This is a genomic window from Streptomyces sp. NBC_01390 (assembly GCF_045040105.1).
Classification (GTDB): Bacteria; Actinomycetota; Actinomycetes; order Streptomycetales; family Streptomycetaceae; genus Streptomyces.
On sequence record NZ_CP109551.1, the window covers coordinates 3,177,728 to 3,193,282 of the forward strand.

A 15,555-nucleotide genomic window follows, 5' to 3' on the forward strand; every position below is an offset into this window, starting at 1 on the left:
TTCCGGCGAGGCCGTGCGGCCCCGCCGGAGTCGGGGCCCTACAGCGCGGACGCCGCCCGGGCTATGTCCTTCGCGAACGTGGACACCTGGGAGTAGACGCCGGGTACGCCCGGCCGCGCGCAGCCGTCGCCCCAGCTGACGATGCCGACCTGGATCCAGGCGCCGGTGTCGTCCTTGCGGAACATGGGCCCGCCGGAGTCGCCCTGGCAGGTGTCGACGCCGCCCTCCAGCTTGCCCGCGCACAGTTCGTCGCCGGGCACGAGCCGCTTGCCGTAGTGCAGCTTGCAGCCGGCGTCACTGACGTAGGGGACGGTGGCCTTCAGGAGCTTGGTCGTGCCGGTGCCGGCGTTCTCCGTGGTGTCGCCCCAGCCCGCGATGGTGAACGTGCCGCGGTTGTACCGGGTGGTCGTGGCTGTCTTCAGCGTGGGCTTGTTGATCGGCCGGGCGAGCTTGATGAGCGCCCAGTCCTTGCCGTTGCCGTCGTAACCCGGCGCCTGGCGGACCTTGGTCGACTTGACCTTGATCGCCCCCGAGGCGTTCAGGTCGGCGACCCCCGCGGTGACGGTGATGCCGGTGTTGGCGCCGGAGCCGTCCACGCAGTGCGCGGCGGTCAGGACGACGTCCTTCTTGTAGAGCGCGCCGCCGCAGCCCATCGAGAGGTGCACCAGCCACGGGAACTCGCTCTGTGCGGCGGGCGTTCCTCCTACGACGGGCGCAGGCGCGGCCTGTGCGGCGAGCGGCTGGAGGCTCGCGATCGTGAGGGCCGCGGCACCGACCGCCGCGGCTCGCTTGACCAGGGAGAAACCTCTTCCGACCGACGAGGTGTGGGTCAACGTACGTCCTTTCGTGGGGGGGGTGACGACAAAGAACGCAAGTATGAAGATCGGGGCGGCGTGAAACAAGGGCGGATGTCACGTGCCCACGGCGGAACCGGACGGTGGGAAATCCGCTCTTACCGAGAGCTCCCCGGCACGTAGAGTGGAAGTCAGTTCAGGGCGTCTTGGGGGTACCCGACGTGGCGAACGGCGGACCGGTCGAGCACGGCTACCCACACCTGGAGACGGTGCGGGCCGCGATCAACGCGCTCTACAAAAGGCTTTCGTACGACACCGTCCAAACCTTCGCGACGAGTGTGGCCCCGGTCGACGTGGCCTTCTGCGACACCGACGACCTGCATCTGGGCGCGCAGCGCGTGGCCCGCGAGATGGTGCGTCACTACCGGCTCCCGGACGCACGCATGATTGTCGGCTTCCGCGAGATGACCCACGCGGCGAACGTCGAACTGGCGGCAGGGCCCGAGTACTTCATCGAGCTGAACGACCGTTTCCGCACCCATCGCAGGGACATCGGCGCGGCCCTCGCGCACGAGGTGATGCACGTCTATCTGCACCGCCTCGACCTGTCCTTCCCCGGGACGCGCGACAACGAGATCCTCACGGACACGGCGGCGGCGTATCTGGGCGCGGGCTGGCTCCTCCTCGACGCGTTCCGCGAGGACTCGACCTCCTCGCAGAAGCTCGGCTATCTCACCCCGGAGGAGTTCGGGTACGTCCTGGCCAAGCGTGCGCTGGTGTTCGACGAGGACCCGGCGATCTGGTTCACCAGCCCGCAGGCGTACACGGCGTACACGGCGGGCCTGGAGCTGGCCCGCCACGACGCGCGCCAGCCTCCGCTGACGGCGGCGGGCTGGGCGGGCCGCCGCCGCTACGCCCGCGACCGCCGCCACGCCCAGGACCAGCACGCGCCGGACGCATCGCGGCCGGCCGGTGTCCCGTACAGCTTCACTCCCGGCTCCCCCGATTCCTCCGGTTCCTACGGCTCCCCCGCCTCCCCCGGCGACCACGGTCCGCTGCTGCGGGTCTCGTTCCCCTGCCCGACCTGCCACCAGCGCATCAGGGTGCCGGTACGGGGGCAGGTGCGGGCGCGGTGCGGGGTGTGCCGGACGGTGCTGGAGTGCGACACCTGACGACAGGGAGGCGTGGGGCATTTCACCCCGAAACCCTTTGCCTCTCCGGCCCTTCGGGAGCGAAGGTCGGAAGGTATGAGCGGGCAGGAACCTCCGAACAGCAGAGAGCGTGATCTCTTCACCGCGGTGTACGAAGGTGACGAGGACGCGGTCGTACGGCTGCTGCGCCTCGGGGTGAGCCCGGAAACGGTGGACGAGGACGGGCAGACCGCCCTGTACGTGGCGGCGGTGAGCGACGCGCCCGGCATCGTACGGCTGCTGCTGTCCGCCGGTGCCGCGCCCGACCGGCTGAGCGCGGGCTCGGACCTTCCGCTGTGCGGGGCGGCCTGCGGCGGGCACACCGAGGTCGTTCGCGCACTGCTGGCTTCGGGCGCCGAGCCCGACGCGGTGGAGGCGTTCGGTTTCACGGCCCTGCACTGGGCACTGCGATGCGGTCACGCGACGGTGTCCGTGGCCCTGCTGGCAGCAGGCGCCGACCCGGACCGCCCCGGCCCCACCGGCGAGCCCCCACTGGTCACGGCCGCCCGCCGGGGCTCCCCCGCCTGCGTACGGGCCCTGCTGGCGCACGGTGCCGGGTCGAGGGCTCAGGCGCTGACGGAGGCCCGCCGGTGGACGCGGCTGGACGTGGCGTCGGAGCTTCGGGCGGGGCTGGGGCGAGCGCATGGCTTCGGCGGGGAGTACGTGACACGGCGGTGGGCGGAGGGGGTGGCCGTGGAGCTGGTGCGGGACGGAAACGTGGTGGCGGGCGCGGATCAGGGCACCGGGCACGCGGAGATCGTGACGGTGCTGGAAGAAGTGCTGGGGGTGGGATGAGGTGTGGGTGTGCCCTCATCCACCGCCCTTGTTCGCCGTGGCCGCGTCGAGGAACGCCGGCCGTTCTCCGCCGCCGTGCATCAGCAGACTCGCCCCGCTGATGTACGCCGCGTCGTCGGAGGCGAGGAACACCGCGGCGGCGCCGATGTCGGCCGGGTCGGCCAGACGGCCCGCCGGGACCGTGCGGGCGACGGCGTCGAGGCCGTCGCTGCCGCCGTAGTGCAGATGGGACAGTTCGGTGCGGACCATGCCGACGACGAGGGTGTTGACCCGTACGTCGGGGGCCCACTCCACGGCCATCGAACGGGCGAGGTGCTCCAGCCCCGCCTTCGCGGCGCCGTACGCGGCGGTCCCGGGCGAGGGACGGCTCCCGCTGACGCTGCCGATCATCACGACGGATCCCCGGGCCCGTTTCAGGTGCTCGTACGCGGCGAGGGAGACGGTGAGCGGCGTGATCAGGTTCAGCTCGACGACCCGGGCGTGCCGCTCGACATCACCCTCGCCCAGCGGCCGATAGGGACTGCCCCCCACGTTGTTGACGAGGACGTCGAGGCGGGGCAGCCCCCCGACGAAGTCGAACACGGCCGTCCGGTCCCGCAGGTCGACAGCCCTGAACTCCACGCCGGGCAAAGGCACTTCAGGCGGTCGGCGGGCGCAGACCAGCACCTCCGCACCCGCCTCGACGAGGGCTCGGGCGATACCCGCGCCGACTCCGCGGGTGCCGCCGGTGACAAGGGCGACCCGCCCGCGCAGCCGACCACCCACGGTGTCGTTCACCGCTCCGTCCCCATTACTGTCCCCAACGCCGTCTCCAGTGCCGTTCACCGCCCTGTCCGCCGGGCTGTTCAAAGCCGTTCGATGATCGTGACGTTCGCCTGTCCCCCGCCCTCGCACATCGTCTGGAGGCCGAACCGCCCGCCCGTACGCTCCAGTTCGTGCAGCAGTGTCGTCATCAGCTTGACGCCGGTCGCGCCGAGGGGGTGACCGAGGGCTATCGCGCCACCGTTGACGTTGACCCTGGCCGGATCGGCGCCCGTCTCCTTCAGCCAGGCCAGGACGACCGGGGCGAAGGCCTCGTTGATCTCGACGAGGTCGATGTCGTCGATGGACAGGCCGGTCTTCTTGAGGGCGTGAGCGGTGGCCGGGATCGGCGCCGTCAGCATCCGGATCGGGTCCTCGCCCCGCACGGACAGATGGTGGATGCGAGCCCGGGGCCGCAGCCCGTGTTCGCGGACCGCCCGCTCGGAGGCGATCAGCATCGCGGCAGCGCCGTCGGACACCTGGGAGGAGACCGCGGCGGTGATGGTGCCGCCGTCGATGACGGGCTTCAGCCCGGCCATCTTCGCCAGCGAGGTGTCCCGACGCGGGCCCTCGTCGACCGTCACCGTCTCGTAGGCCACGGTCTCGCGGGCGAACCGCCCCTCGTCGATGGCCCGCACCGCCCGCTCGTGCGAGCGCAGCGCGTACTCCTCCTGGTCCTGCCTGCTGATGCCCCACTTGGCGGCGATCATCTCGGCGCCGGCGAACTGGTTCACCGGTCGTTCACCGTACCGCGCCCGCCAGCCCGCGCTGCCCGCGAAGGGGCCCTCCGTGAGCCCCAGGGGCAGGGCCGCCTGGCGGGAGGCGAAGGCGATCGGGATCATCGACATGTTCTGGACGCCGCCCGCGACGACCAGGTCCTGGGTGCCGGACAGCACCGCCTGCGCGGCGAAGTGCACGGCCTGCTGGGAGGAGCCGCACTGCCGGTCGACGGTCACGCCCGGCACCTCCTCGGGCAGTCCGGCGGCCAGCCAGGAGGTGCGGGCGATGTCACCGGCCTGCGGCCCCACCGTGTCCAGGCACCCGAAGACGACGTCCTCCACGGCGGCCGGGTCCACCCCGGCCCGCGTCATGAGCGCCGTCAGCGCGTGCGCGCCCAGGTCCGCCGGATGGACACCGCTCAGACCACCTCCGCGCCGCCCGACGGGCGTACGGACCGCTTCGACGACATAGGCCTCGGCCATGGCAACTCCCTCACGTAAAAGGGCTGTTCACATACGGCTCTTCACATACGACTACTCACGTACCGCGATCCCGTCCAGCACCATCGACAGGTACTGGCGGGCGATCTCCTCCGGGCTGTGCTGTCCGCCGGGCCGGTACCAGGACGCGGCGACCCACACGGTGTCGCGCACGAAGCGGTAGGTGAGGCGGATGTCGAGGTCCGCGCGGAAGACGTCGGCGGCGACTCCGCGTTCCAGCGTGGAAAGCCATGCTTTCTCGAACCTGCGCTGCGAGTCGGCGAGGAACGCGAACCGCTCCTGCGCGACAAGTTGTCTGGACTCCTTCTGGTAGATCGCGACGGCGGCGCGGTGCCGGTCGATCTCCCGGAACGACTCGGTGACCAAGGCCTCCAGCGTTTCGCGCGGCCCGGACTCGGCGTCCAGGACGGTGTCGTACCCGGCCCACAGCTCGTCGAGGAACGTGCGCAGGATCTCCTCCAGCATCGATTCCTTGGAGTCGAAGTGGTAATAGAGGCTGCCCGCGAGCATGCCGGCGTGGTCCGCGATCTTGCGTACGGTGGTGGCGTTGTAGCCCTGTTCGGCGAACACCTCGGCGGCGGTGTCGAGGAGTTCGCGGCGGCGGGCCGGCGCGGCGGTCACCTGGAGCTTCTTCTTCGTAGGAGGCACGGTTCCATTGTTGGTCCTAGGGGTGCTGGCTGCTGACGGAGACGACCTCGCCGGTCAGGTACGAGGAGTAGCCGGACGCCAGGAACACGATCACGTTGGCCACCTCCCAGGGCTCCGCGTACCGCCCGAAGGCCTCACGGGCCGTCAGTTCGGCCAGCAGTTCGGGGGTGGTCACTTTCACGAGGTGGGGATGCATGGCGAGGCTCGGTGACACCGCGTTGACCCGGACCCCGTACTCCGCGGCCTCGATCGCCGCGCTCCGGGTCAGCGCCATCACGCCCGCCTTCGCGGCGGCGTAGTGCGCCTGCCCGGCCTGGGCCCGCCAGCCGACGACGGACGCGTTGTTGACGACCACGCCTCCGGAGCCGCTCTCGCGAAAGGCCCGCAACGCGGCCCTTACGCACCGGAACGTGCCGCCCAGCGTCACGTCCAGCACCTTCGACCACTGTTCGTCCGTCATGTCGACGAGGGTCGAAGTACCCCCGAGACCGGCGTTGTTGACGACTATGTCCAGGCGCCCGTGCACGCGCACTGCCGTGTCGAAGAGAGCCCGCACCTGGTGTTCGTCGGTGACGTCGCAGGGCAGCGAGTCGATGCCCTCGAACTCCCCGGCCAGCTCCTCCTCGTACTCCTTGAGCCGCCGCGCGTGCGCGTCGCTGATCAGCACGCGCGCGCCCTCCTCCAGGAACCGGCGGGCGGTGGCCCCGCCGATCCCCGCGCCCGCCGCAGCCGTGATCACGGCGGTGCGGCCCTTCAGCAGCCCATGTCCGGGTACGTACGCCGGACTGTCGACGTCTCCCATGGACCCATAGTACCTACCAAACACTTGTTAGGGAAGAGGGCTCCGCTCAGGGCAGAGAGTCCGTACGCGTGTCAGCCGACGATTCCCTCGGCCCGGGCGGCGACCAGCCACTTCGGGAACTCGCCCACCAGCCGGTCGTACAACTCGTCGTCGGACACGGCACGCGGATCCGAACCCGCGTGGAAGAAACCGGCGTTGTCGACGACCCGCCGCTGCGGCACCGCCAGTTCGTCGAGCTTGCGCAGGAAGTCGAACTGTTTGCTGCCGGCGTCCCCGAAGCCGATGAACTGCCAGAACAGCGGCAGCCGCGCGGACTTGCACACGTACCGTTCGGCGGCGACCTTGTTGATCGGGCCACCGTCGGTCTGGAAGACGACGAGCGCGGGGGCGGTCGATCCGCTGTCGAGGTAGTGGTCGATGACGGCGTCCATGGCGAGGTGATAGCTGGTCTTGCCCATGTGCCCTAGCCCGGCCACGATCCGGTCGACGCTCCCCGCGTGATCGTCGAGAGCGATAGCGGTAACGGCGTCGACGTCGGTGGAGAAGAAGACCACGGGAACCGTCCCGTCGTCGTCGAAGTGTGCGGCCAGCCCCAACACCCGGTCGGCGAGCGCCTGCACACTGCCGTCCTGGTAGTAGGGCTTCATCGAGCCGGAGTAGTCGACCACCAGATACACAGCGGCCCTCTCGCCGCCGAGCCCGTGCCGGTCCACGGCCGCACCGGCGCTCTTGTAGAGGCTGACCAGCGCGGGAGCGCTCTTCTCCACCTTGGTGAGACTGATCGCGGTCACGCGTGGCTCCTTACCGGAATGTGCCGTACTGACGCAAATGATGAGAGTACGTCACCCGGACGAGCGAGCACCCCCCGTAGCCTGTGCCCCATGAAACGAACCGGCGTTCTCCTCCTCGCCGTTGCGCCGCTGCTGGCGGTGACCGCGTGTCTGTCCGTCGCGTCGGACGACGCCCGGGGCCCCGACGTCAGGCGGGTGGGAGCCGGCTCGCTGGACGCGGAGGTCACGCTCGCCGATCCGGCGAAGAAGGAGTTGGCCCAGCAGATCGTGGCGAGCGCCGAGAACGGGACGCTCGACTGGCGCAGTGCGTACGGCTATGTCGAGGACATCGGCGACGGGCAGGGCTACACGGCCGGCATCATCGGTTTCTGCACGGGCACCCACGACCTGCTCACCCTCGTCGAGGACTACACGAAGAAGCACCCGGACAACGCTCTCGCGCCCTATCTGCCCGCGCTGCGCGAGGTCGACGGGACGGACTCGCACAAGGGGCTGGATCCGGGGTTCCCGGCGGCCTGGAAGCAGGAGTCGAAGGTCGCCGCCTTCCGTGACGCCCAGGACGAGAAGCGGGACAACGGCTACTTCGCACCGGCGCTGCGTCTCGCCGTCCGCGACGGGCTGGGTCTGCTGGGTCAGTTCGTCTACTACGACGCGATGGTCTACCACGGCCCGGGCAGCGACCGGTTCAGCATGGGCGGCATCCGCGCCGCCGCCCTGCGCGCGGCCGCCAGTCCGGCGGAGGGCGGCGACGAGAAGGCGTACCTGAGCGCGTTTCTCGACGCCCGTCGCACGGCGATGCTGACCAAGAGGCCGGGCGTGAACACCAGCCGCGTGGACACGGCCCAACGGCGCTTCCTCGACGAGGGGAACCTCGACCTCCGTACACCGCTGGAGTGGAAGGTGTACGGGGACACGTACAAAGTGCCGCGGTGAGGTGATGCCAGTCCTGGTGCCGAACGCGCCGCGGCGCCCGCCATTGTCCGGTCGGGGACTGTGGCGAGCGCCGTGGTGTATCCGTTCCGTACGCCGTTGTACGGGACGTCTTTGGGGGACCGTCAGACCATCAGGGAACGGTCCGTCGGGCGGATCGGGGCCGGGAGTTCGCTCGCGCCCGTGAGGAAGCGGTCGACTCCGCGAGCGGCCGAGCGGCCCTCGGCGATGGCCCACACGATGAGCGACTGGCCGCGGCCGGCGTCACCGGCGACGTACACGCCGGGGACGTTGGTCTGGAAGTCGGCGTCACGGGCGATGTTGCCGCGCTCGTCGAGGTCCAGGCCGAACTGGTCGACCAGGCCGTTGTCGCGGTCGGTGCCGGTGAAGCCCATGGCGAGGGTGACCAGCTGGGCGGGGATCCTGCGCTCCGTGCCCGGCTTCTGCGTCAGCTTGCCGTCGACGAACTCGACCTCGGTGAGGTGCAGCCACTGCACGTTGCCGTGCTCGTCGCCCTCGAAGTGGGTCGTCGAGACGGAGTAGACGCGCTCGCCGCCCTCCTCGTGCGCCGAGGTGACCTTGTACAGCATGGGGAAAGTCGGCCAGGGCTGACCCGGGTTCCGCTCCTCGCCCGGGCGGGGCATGATCTCCAGCTGCGTGACGGAGGCCGCGCCCTGACGGTGGGCGGTGCCCACGCAGTCCGCGCCCGTGTCGCCGCCGCCGATGACCACGACGTGCTTGCCCTCGGCGGTGACCGGCGGGGCCACGAAGTCGCCCTCCTGCACCTTGTTCGCCAGGGGCAGGTACTCCATCGCCTGGTAGACGCCCTTGAGCTCCCGCCCGGGGACGGGGAGGTCACGGGCGGTGGTCGCACCGGCGGCGATCACGACGGCGTCGTACCGCTTGCGCAGGTCCGTCGCCTTGAGGTCGCGGCCGATCTCGATGCCCGTACGGAAGCGGGTGCCCTCCGCGCGCATCTGCTCGATACGGCGGTTGATGTGCCGCTTCTCCATCTTGAACTCGGGGATGCCGTAGCGCAGGAGGCCGCCGATGCGGTCCGCGCGCTCGTACACCGCGACCGTGTGACCGGCCCGCGTCAGCTGCTGGGCGGCGGCGAGACCCGCCGGGCCCGAGCCGATGACCGCGACCGTCTTGCCGGAGAGGCGCTCCGGGGACTGGGGGGCGACATCGCCCGTCTCCCAGGCCTTGTCGATGATCGAGACCTCGACGTTCTTGATGGTGACCGCGGGCTGGTTGATGCCCAGCACGCACGCCGACTCGCACGGAGCCGGGCACAGGCGGCCGGTGAACTCCGGGAAGTTGTTCGTGGCGTGCAGCCGCTCGGACGCCGACGTCCAGTCCTCACGGTAGGCGTAGTCGTTCCACTCGGGGATCAGGTTCCCCAGCGGACAGCCGTTGTGGCAGAACGGGATACCGCAGTCCATGCAGCGGCCGGCCTGCTTGCTGATGATCGGCAGCAGGGAGCCGGGAACGTAGACCTCGTTCCAGTCCTTGAGACGGACGTCCACCGGGCGGGACTTGGCGACCTCGCGGCCGTGGTTCAGAAAGCCCTTGGGATCAGCCATTGGTCGCCGCCTCCATCATCTTCTCGGTGATCTCGGACTCGGTGAGCCCGTCTCGCTCGGCGGCGTCCTTGGCGGCGAGCACTGCCTTGTACGTGCTGGGGATGATCTTACTGAAGCGCTCCACCGCGACATCCCACTCGGCCAGGAGCTTCTCGGCGACCGTCGAGCCGCTCTCCTCCTGGTGCCGGCGCACGACATCGTGCAGCCACTGCTTGTCGGAGTCGTCGAGAGCCTCGACCGCGTCCACGTTGCCGACGTTGACGTTGTCGCGGTTCAGGTCGATGACGTACGCGACGCCGCCCGACATACCGGCCGCGAAGTTACGGCCCGTCTCGCCGAGGACGACCGCATGACCGCCGGTCATGTACTCGCAGCCGTGGTCGCCCACGCCCTCGGACACCACCGTGGCACCGGAGTTACGGACACAGAACCGCTCGCCCGTACGACCGCGCAGGAACAGCTCGCCGCCGGTCGCGCCGTACGCGATGGTGTTGCCCGCGATCGTCGAGAACTCGGCGAGGTGGTCGGCGCCCCGGTCGGGACGGACGATCACCCGGCCGCCGGAGAGGCCCTTGCCGACGTAGTCGTTGGCGTCGCCTTCGAGGCGCAGCGTGACACCGCGCGGCAGGAAGGCGCCGAAGGACTGGCCGGCGCTGCCCGTGAAGGTGATGTCGATGGTGTCGTCGGGCAGACCGGCCCCGCCGAACTTCTTCGTCACCTCGTGGCCGAGCATCGTGCCGACCGTGCGGTTGATGTTGCGGATGGCGACCTGGGCGCGGACCGGCTGGGCGTCGGTCGCGCTGTTCGCGGCGAGGGCGTCGGCGGCGAGCTTGATCAGCTCGTTGTCGAGCGCCTTCTCCAGACCGTGGTCCTGCTTGATGACCTGGTGCAGCGGGGCGCCCTCGGGCAGCTCCGGCACGTAGAAGAGCGGGGACAGGTCCAGGCCCTGCGCCTTCCAGTGCGTGATCGCCCGCTCCACGTCGAGGGTCTCGGCGTGGCCGACGGCCTCCTCGATGGTGCGGAAGCCCAGCTCGGCGAGGATCTCGCGGACCTCTTCGGCGATGAACTGGAAGAAGTTCACGACGTACTCGGCCTTGCCGGCGAACCGGTCGCGCAGCACCGGGTTCTGGGTGGCGATGCCGACCGGGCAGGTGTCGAGGTGGCAGACGCGCATCATGACGCAGCCGGAGACGACGAGCGGCGCGGTCGCGAAACCGAACTCCTCGGCGCCGAGCAGCGCGGCGATGACGACGTCACGGCCGGTCTTCAGCTGGCCGTCGGTCTGCACGACGATTCGGTCGCGCAGGCCGTTGAGCAGCAGCGTCTGCTGGGTCTCGGCGAGGCCGAGCTCCCAGGGACCACCGGCGTGCTTGAGCGAGGTGAGCGGCGAGGCGCCCGTTCCGCCGTCGTGGCCGGAGATGAGGACGACGTCCGCGTGGGCCTTCGACACACCGGCGGCGACCGTGCCGACGCCGACCTCCGAGACCAGCTTCACGTGGATCCGCGCCTGCGGGTTCGCGTTCTTCAGGTCGTGGATCAGCTGGGCGAGGTCTTCGATGGAGTAGATGTCGTGGTGCGGGGGCGGCGAGATGAGGCCGACGCCCGGGGTGCTGTGGCGGGTCTTGGCGACCCACGGGTACACCTTGTGGCCGGGCAGCTGGCCGCCCTCGCCGGGCTTGGCGCCCTGGGCCATCTTGATCTGGATGTCGTCCGCGTTGACGAGGTACTCGCTCGTCACACCGAAGCGGCCGGAGGCGACCTGCTTGATGCTGGACCGGCGCGCCGGGTCGTACAGACGCTCCGGGTCCTCGCCGCCCTCACCGGTGTTGGACTTGGCGCCCAGCTGGTTCATGGCGATGGCGAGGGTCTCGTGCGCCTCCAGGGAGATGGAGCCGTACGACATGGCGCCGGTGGAGAACCGCTTGACGATCTCGCTGACCGGCTCGACCTCGTCGATGGAGATCGAGGGACGGTCCGACTTGAAGCCGAACAGCCCGCGGAGCGTCATCAGCCGCTCGGACTGCTCGTTCACCCGGTCCGTGTACTTCTTGAAGATGTCGTAGCGGCGGGTGCGCGTGGAGTGCTGGAGGCGGAAGACCGTCTCCGGGTCGAACAGGTGCGGCTCGCCCTCGCGGCGCCACTGGTACTCGCCGCCTATGTCGAGGGCGCGGTGCGCCGGCGCGATGCCGGAGGCGGGGTACGCCTTGGCGTGCCGGGCGGCGACCTCCTTGGCGATGACGTCGATGCCGACGCCGCCGATCTTGGTGGCGGTGCCGTTGAAGTACTTCTCGACGAAGGCCGTGTCGAGACCGACGGCCTCGAAGACCTGGGCGCCGCGGTAGGAGGCGACGGTCGAGATGCCCATCTTGGACATGACCTTGAGGACGCCCTTGCCGAGCGCGTAGATCAGGTTGCGGATGGCCTGCTCGGGCGCACCGTCGATGGCATGCAGGAATGTGCCGGCGCGGACCAGGTCCTCGACGGACTCCATCGCCAGGTACGGGTTGACCGCGGCGGCGCCGAACCCTATGAGCAGAGCGACGTGGTGGACCTCGCGGACGTCACCGGCCTCGACCAGCAGGCCCACCTGGGTGCGCTGCTTGGTGCGAATGAGGTGGTGGTGGACGGCGGAGGTGAGCAGCAGCGACGGGATCGGCGCGTGCTCGGCGTCCGAGTGGCGGTCCGACAGGACGATGAGACGGGCGCCGTTGTCGATGGCCGCGTCGGCCTCGGCGCAGATCTCGTCGATGCGGGCGGCGAGGGAGTCGCCGCCGCCGCTGACCCGGTAGAGGCCGGAGAGGGTCGCGGCCTTCATGCCGGGCATGTCGCCGTCGGCGTTGATGTGGATGAGCTTGGCCAGCTCGTCGTTGTCGATCACCGGGAAGGGCAGGGTGACGCTGCGACAGGAGGCCGCGGTCGGCTCCAGCAGGTTGCTGGCGGGGCCGAGGGAGGAGCGCAGGCTGGTGACCAGCTCCTCGCGGATGGCGTCCAGCGGCGGGTTGGTGACCTGCGCGAACAGCTGGGTGAAGTAGTCGAAGAGCAGTCGCGGACGCTCGCTCAGCGCGGCGATCGGCGAGTCGGTGCCCATGGAACCGAGCGGCTCGCCGCCGGTCTTGGCCATCGGCGCGATGATGACGCGCAGCTCTTCCTCGGTGTAGCCGAAGGTCTGCTGGCGGCGGGTGACCGAGGCGTGGGTGTGCACGATGTGCTCGCGCTCGGGCAGGTCGGAGAGCTCGATCTCGCCGGCCTCCAGCCACTCCGCGTACGGCTTCTCGGCGGCGAGCTGGGCCTTGATCTCGTCGTCCTCGATGATGCGGTGCTCGGCGGTGTCGACGAGGAACATCTTGCCGGGCTGCAGGCGGCCTTTGCGGACGACCCTCGCGGGGTCGATGTCGAGGACGCCGACCTCGGAGCCGAGGACGACGAGACCCTCGTCGGTGACCCAGTAACGGCCGGGGCGCAGTCCGTTGCGGTCGAGGACCGCGCCGACCTGGACGCCGTCGGTGAAGGTGACACAGGCCGGGCCGTCCCAGGGCTCCATCATCGTGGAGTGGAACTGGTAGAAGGCGCGCTGGGCGGCGTCCATGGAGGCGTGGTTCTCCCAGGCCTCCGGGATCATCATCAGCACGGAGTGCGGAAGGGACCGGCCGCCGAGGTGCAACAGCTCCAGAACCTCGTCGAAGGACGCGGAGTCGGAGGCCTCGGGCGTGCAGATGGGGAAGATCCGCTCGATCTTCTCCTGCTCGCCGAAGAGGTCGGAGACGAGCTGGGACTCGCGGGCCGCCATCCAGTTCCGGTTGCCCTTGACCGTGTTGATCTCCCCGTTGTGCGCGACGAAGCGGTACGGGTGGGCGAGCGGCCACGACGGGAAGGTGTTCGTGGAGAAGCGGGAGTGCACGAGCGCGATCGCGGAGGCGAAACGGCGGTCGGACAGGTCCGGGAAGAAGGGCTCCAGCTGGCCGGTGGTCAGCATGCCCTTGTAGACGATGGTCCGCGCGGAGAGCGAGGGGAAGTAGACGCCGACCTCGCGCTCGGCGCGCTTGCGCAGCGCGAAGGCCTTGCGGTCGAGGTCGATGCCCTTGGCGGGCACCGCGGCGCCGTCCGCGACGAAGATCTGCCGGAAGGCGGGCATCGTCGAGCGGGCGGTGGCACCGAGAAGTCCGGGCGCGACCGGTACCTCGCGCCAGCCGAGGACGGTCAGGCCCTCTTCGGCGGCGATGGTCTCGATACGTGAGACGGCCTCGGCGAGGGTCGGGTCCGCGGCCGTCGCCGTCTCCTCCGGGAGGAAGGCGATGCCGACCGCGTAGGAGCCGGCCTCGGGCAGCTCGAATCCGGCCACCTCACGGAAGAACGCGTCCGGGACCTGCGAGAGAATGCCGGCGCCGTCGCCGGAATCGGGCTCGGAGCCGGTGGCGCCGCGGTGCTCCAGGTTACGAAGAACCGTGAGCGCCTGCTCGACCAGCGCATGGCTCGCCTCGCCGGTGAGGGTGGCCACGAAGCCGACGCCACAGGCGTCGTGCTCGTTCCGGGGGTCGTACATACCCTGCGCAGCAGGGCGAGCATCCATGAAGGACCACTTCTGGCCATTCTCGGAATGCTGGGACGGCTGGCGCGGCGTACGCATCGGCTCTCCCGTCGTCGTTGTGTGGCATATGCATTAAGCCGAGGGACGACGCTGGCCCTCTTGGAGTGCAAAATTTCACGCAGGTTACATGATGGGGCGATTCTCGGGAACTGGATATCGCGTACCAACATGCGGACACCGCAGTGCGCGGTGTGGTGACCGCGCTGCGGTGGAAGTAATGGGGGTCGAAGCGGACAGATCGGTGTCCCTCGACCCATGGCAAGGAGAGCGTCGTCGCCCTCCCCGCAGGTGCGCCGCAGGCTTCATTGCCCACAGCGCTTACGGCTCATGCCCCGTGGTTAAGCGTTCGAAACCAGCGAGTAACGGCTACTTATACGGCCCATCGCATAAGTGCACGATCTCCTATCCTACGGCCGCACCGAACAGGTTGCCCAGGGCGTACGTCACACCGGCCGCCGCGCCACCCAGCGCGAGCTGCCGCAGGCCGCTGTACCACCAGCTCCGGGCGGTCACCCGGGCCACCACCGCTCCGCACGCGAAGAGCCCGACGAGCGCGACCAGCACGGCAGGCCACAGCGCGGCCGCCCCCAGCAGATACGGGAGTACGGGCAGCAGCGCGCCCAGCGCGAACGCCCCGAAGGAGGACACCGCGGCGACGGCGGGCGAGGGCAGATCACCGGGGTCGATGCCCAGCTCCTCACGGGCGTGTATCTCCAACGCCTGTTCGGGGTCGCGCGAGAGCTGCCGGGCCACTTCACGGGCGAGCTCCGGCTCGACGCCCCGGGATTCGTAGAGCTCGGCGAGCTCACGCTCCTCGTCCTTGGGGTGCTTCCTCAACTCCCGCCGCTCGACGGCGAGTTCGGCCTCGACGAGTTCGCGCTGCGAGGCGACGGAGGTGTACTCACCGGCGGCCATGGAGAAGGCGCCGGCGGCCAGTCCGGCGAGGCCGGTGATGACGACGGTCTGCTGCGAAACCGCCCCGCCGGCGACACCGGTCATCAGGGCGAGATTGGAGACGAGCCCGTCCATCGCCCCGAAGACGGCGGGCCGCAACCACCCTCCGGTGACATCCCGGTGGGTGTGGTTGTCGCGGTGCGCCTCATGCAGCGCCGCCTCGGTCTCGATGATGGCCATGCCGTCCCCCAACTCGCTCGACTCCGAACCGGAATTAGACTGATTCCAGTTCTCGACAACACTAAAAGTACGCCTCGAATTCCATCCCCGCCAGCAAGGAAAGGCTGCCCTCACCTGCACGTTCACGGTCGCCGCTCATCCGTAGGTGTGATCGCACAAATGTCGACCGGGTGACGCTGGGGCGCCTGAGGCTCGGCCGAACCCCTGCGGTGGGACAGTTCCGAAAAGGGTTTCACTCCCTCGCGAGGGAGCTCCCGGAACCCTCCGGAGGAGAGGCCG

12 protein-coding genes are annotated in these 15,555 nt (G+C 69.7%); 3 read left to right on the forward strand and 9 right to left on the reverse strand.

The window, feature by feature from the left end:
- Window positions 1-38: 38 nt before the first annotated feature.
- Window positions 39-833, reverse strand: coding sequence for a S1 family peptidase (locus OG241_RS14175; protein ID WP_405815684.1), 795 nt, complete (start codon window positions 831-833; stop codon window positions 39-41).
- A gap of 182 nt (window positions 834-1,015) precedes the next feature.
- Here OG241_RS14175 and OG241_RS14180 point away from each other — a divergent pair, with 182 nt between their 5' ends.
- Both OG241_RS14180 and OG241_RS14185 read left to right on the forward strand, forming a co-directional pair.
- Window positions 1,016-1,966 carry a hypothetical protein gene (locus OG241_RS14180; protein ID WP_405815685.1) on the forward strand — a complete coding sequence of 317 codons (951 nt, stop codon included), beginning with the start codon at window positions 1,016-1,018 and terminating at the stop codon, window positions 1,964-1,966.
- A 75-nt stretch (window positions 1,967-2,041) separates the two neighbouring features.
- Entirely contained in the window at window positions 2,042-2,779 is a 738-nt protein-coding gene (locus tag OG241_RS14185) for an ankyrin repeat domain-containing protein (protein WP_405815686.1), read from the forward strand.
- A 15-nt stretch (window positions 2,780-2,794) separates the two neighbouring features.
- Here OG241_RS14185 and OG241_RS14190 read toward each other — a convergent pair whose 3' ends face one another.
- The 5 genes from OG241_RS14190 to OG241_RS14210 form a co-directional block, all read right to left on the reverse strand.
- Window positions 2,795-3,556 (reverse strand): SDR family oxidoreductase, encoded by a 762-nt coding sequence (locus tag OG241_RS14190; protein WP_405815687.1) that lies wholly within the window; start codon window positions 3,554-3,556, stop codon window positions 2,795-2,797.
- 68 nt (window positions 3,557-3,624) lie between these two features.
- On the reverse strand, window positions 3,625-4,782 hold the full coding sequence (locus OG241_RS14195) for an acetyl-CoA C-acetyltransferase (RefSeq protein ID WP_405815688.1): 1,158 nt from the start codon (window positions 4,780-4,782) through the stop codon (window positions 3,625-3,627).
- A 51-nt stretch (window positions 4,783-4,833) separates the two neighbouring features.
- Window positions 4,834-5,448 (reverse strand): TetR/AcrR family transcriptional regulator, encoded by a 615-nt coding sequence (locus OG241_RS14200; RefSeq protein ID WP_319093626.1) that lies wholly within the window; start codon window positions 5,446-5,448, stop codon window positions 4,834-4,836.
- A 16-nt stretch (window positions 5,449-5,464) separates the two neighbouring features.
- Entirely contained in the window at window positions 5,465-6,250 is a 786-nt protein-coding gene (locus OG241_RS14205; protein WP_405815689.1) for an SDR family oxidoreductase, read from the reverse strand.
- 71 nt (window positions 6,251-6,321) lie between these two features.
- On the reverse strand, window positions 6,322-7,041 hold the full coding sequence (locus OG241_RS14210) for a VWA domain-containing protein (RefSeq protein WP_405815691.1): 720 nt from the start codon (window positions 7,039-7,041) through the stop codon (window positions 6,322-6,324).
- Window positions 7,042-7,131: 90 nt separating this feature from the next.
- On the opposite strand from OG241_RS14210, the gene OG241_RS14215 reads away from it, so the two are divergent.
- Window positions 7,132-7,974 carry a chitosanase gene (locus OG241_RS14215; RefSeq protein WP_405815692.1) on the forward strand — a complete coding sequence of 281 codons (843 nt, stop codon included), beginning with the start codon at window positions 7,132-7,134 and terminating at the stop codon, window positions 7,972-7,974.
- Between the two features lie 122 nt (window positions 7,975-8,096).
- Here the strand turns inward: OG241_RS14215 and OG241_RS14220 are convergent, their stop codons facing one another.
- From OG241_RS14220 to OG241_RS14230, 3 genes are all read right to left on the reverse strand, one after another.
- Window positions 8,097-9,557, reverse strand: a complete 1,461-nt coding sequence (locus tag OG241_RS14220; protein ID WP_405815693.1) for a glutamate synthase subunit beta — start codon at window positions 9,555-9,557, stop codon at window positions 8,097-8,099.
- Complete coding sequence (gltB, locus tag OG241_RS14225) at window positions 9,550-14,181, reverse strand: glutamate synthase large subunit (protein ID WP_405815694.1); 4,632 nt, start codon at window positions 14,179-14,181, stop codon at window positions 9,550-9,552. The genes OG241_RS14220 and gltB overlap by 8 nt, the downstream gene beginning before the upstream one ends.
- Before the next feature lie 363 nt (window positions 14,182-14,544).
- Window positions 14,545-15,276: a VIT1/CCC1 transporter family protein gene (locus tag OG241_RS14230; protein WP_405815695.1), complete on the reverse strand. Its 732-nt coding sequence runs from the start codon at window positions 15,274-15,276 to the stop codon at window positions 14,545-14,547.
- Window positions 15,277-15,555: the final 279 nt, after the last annotated feature.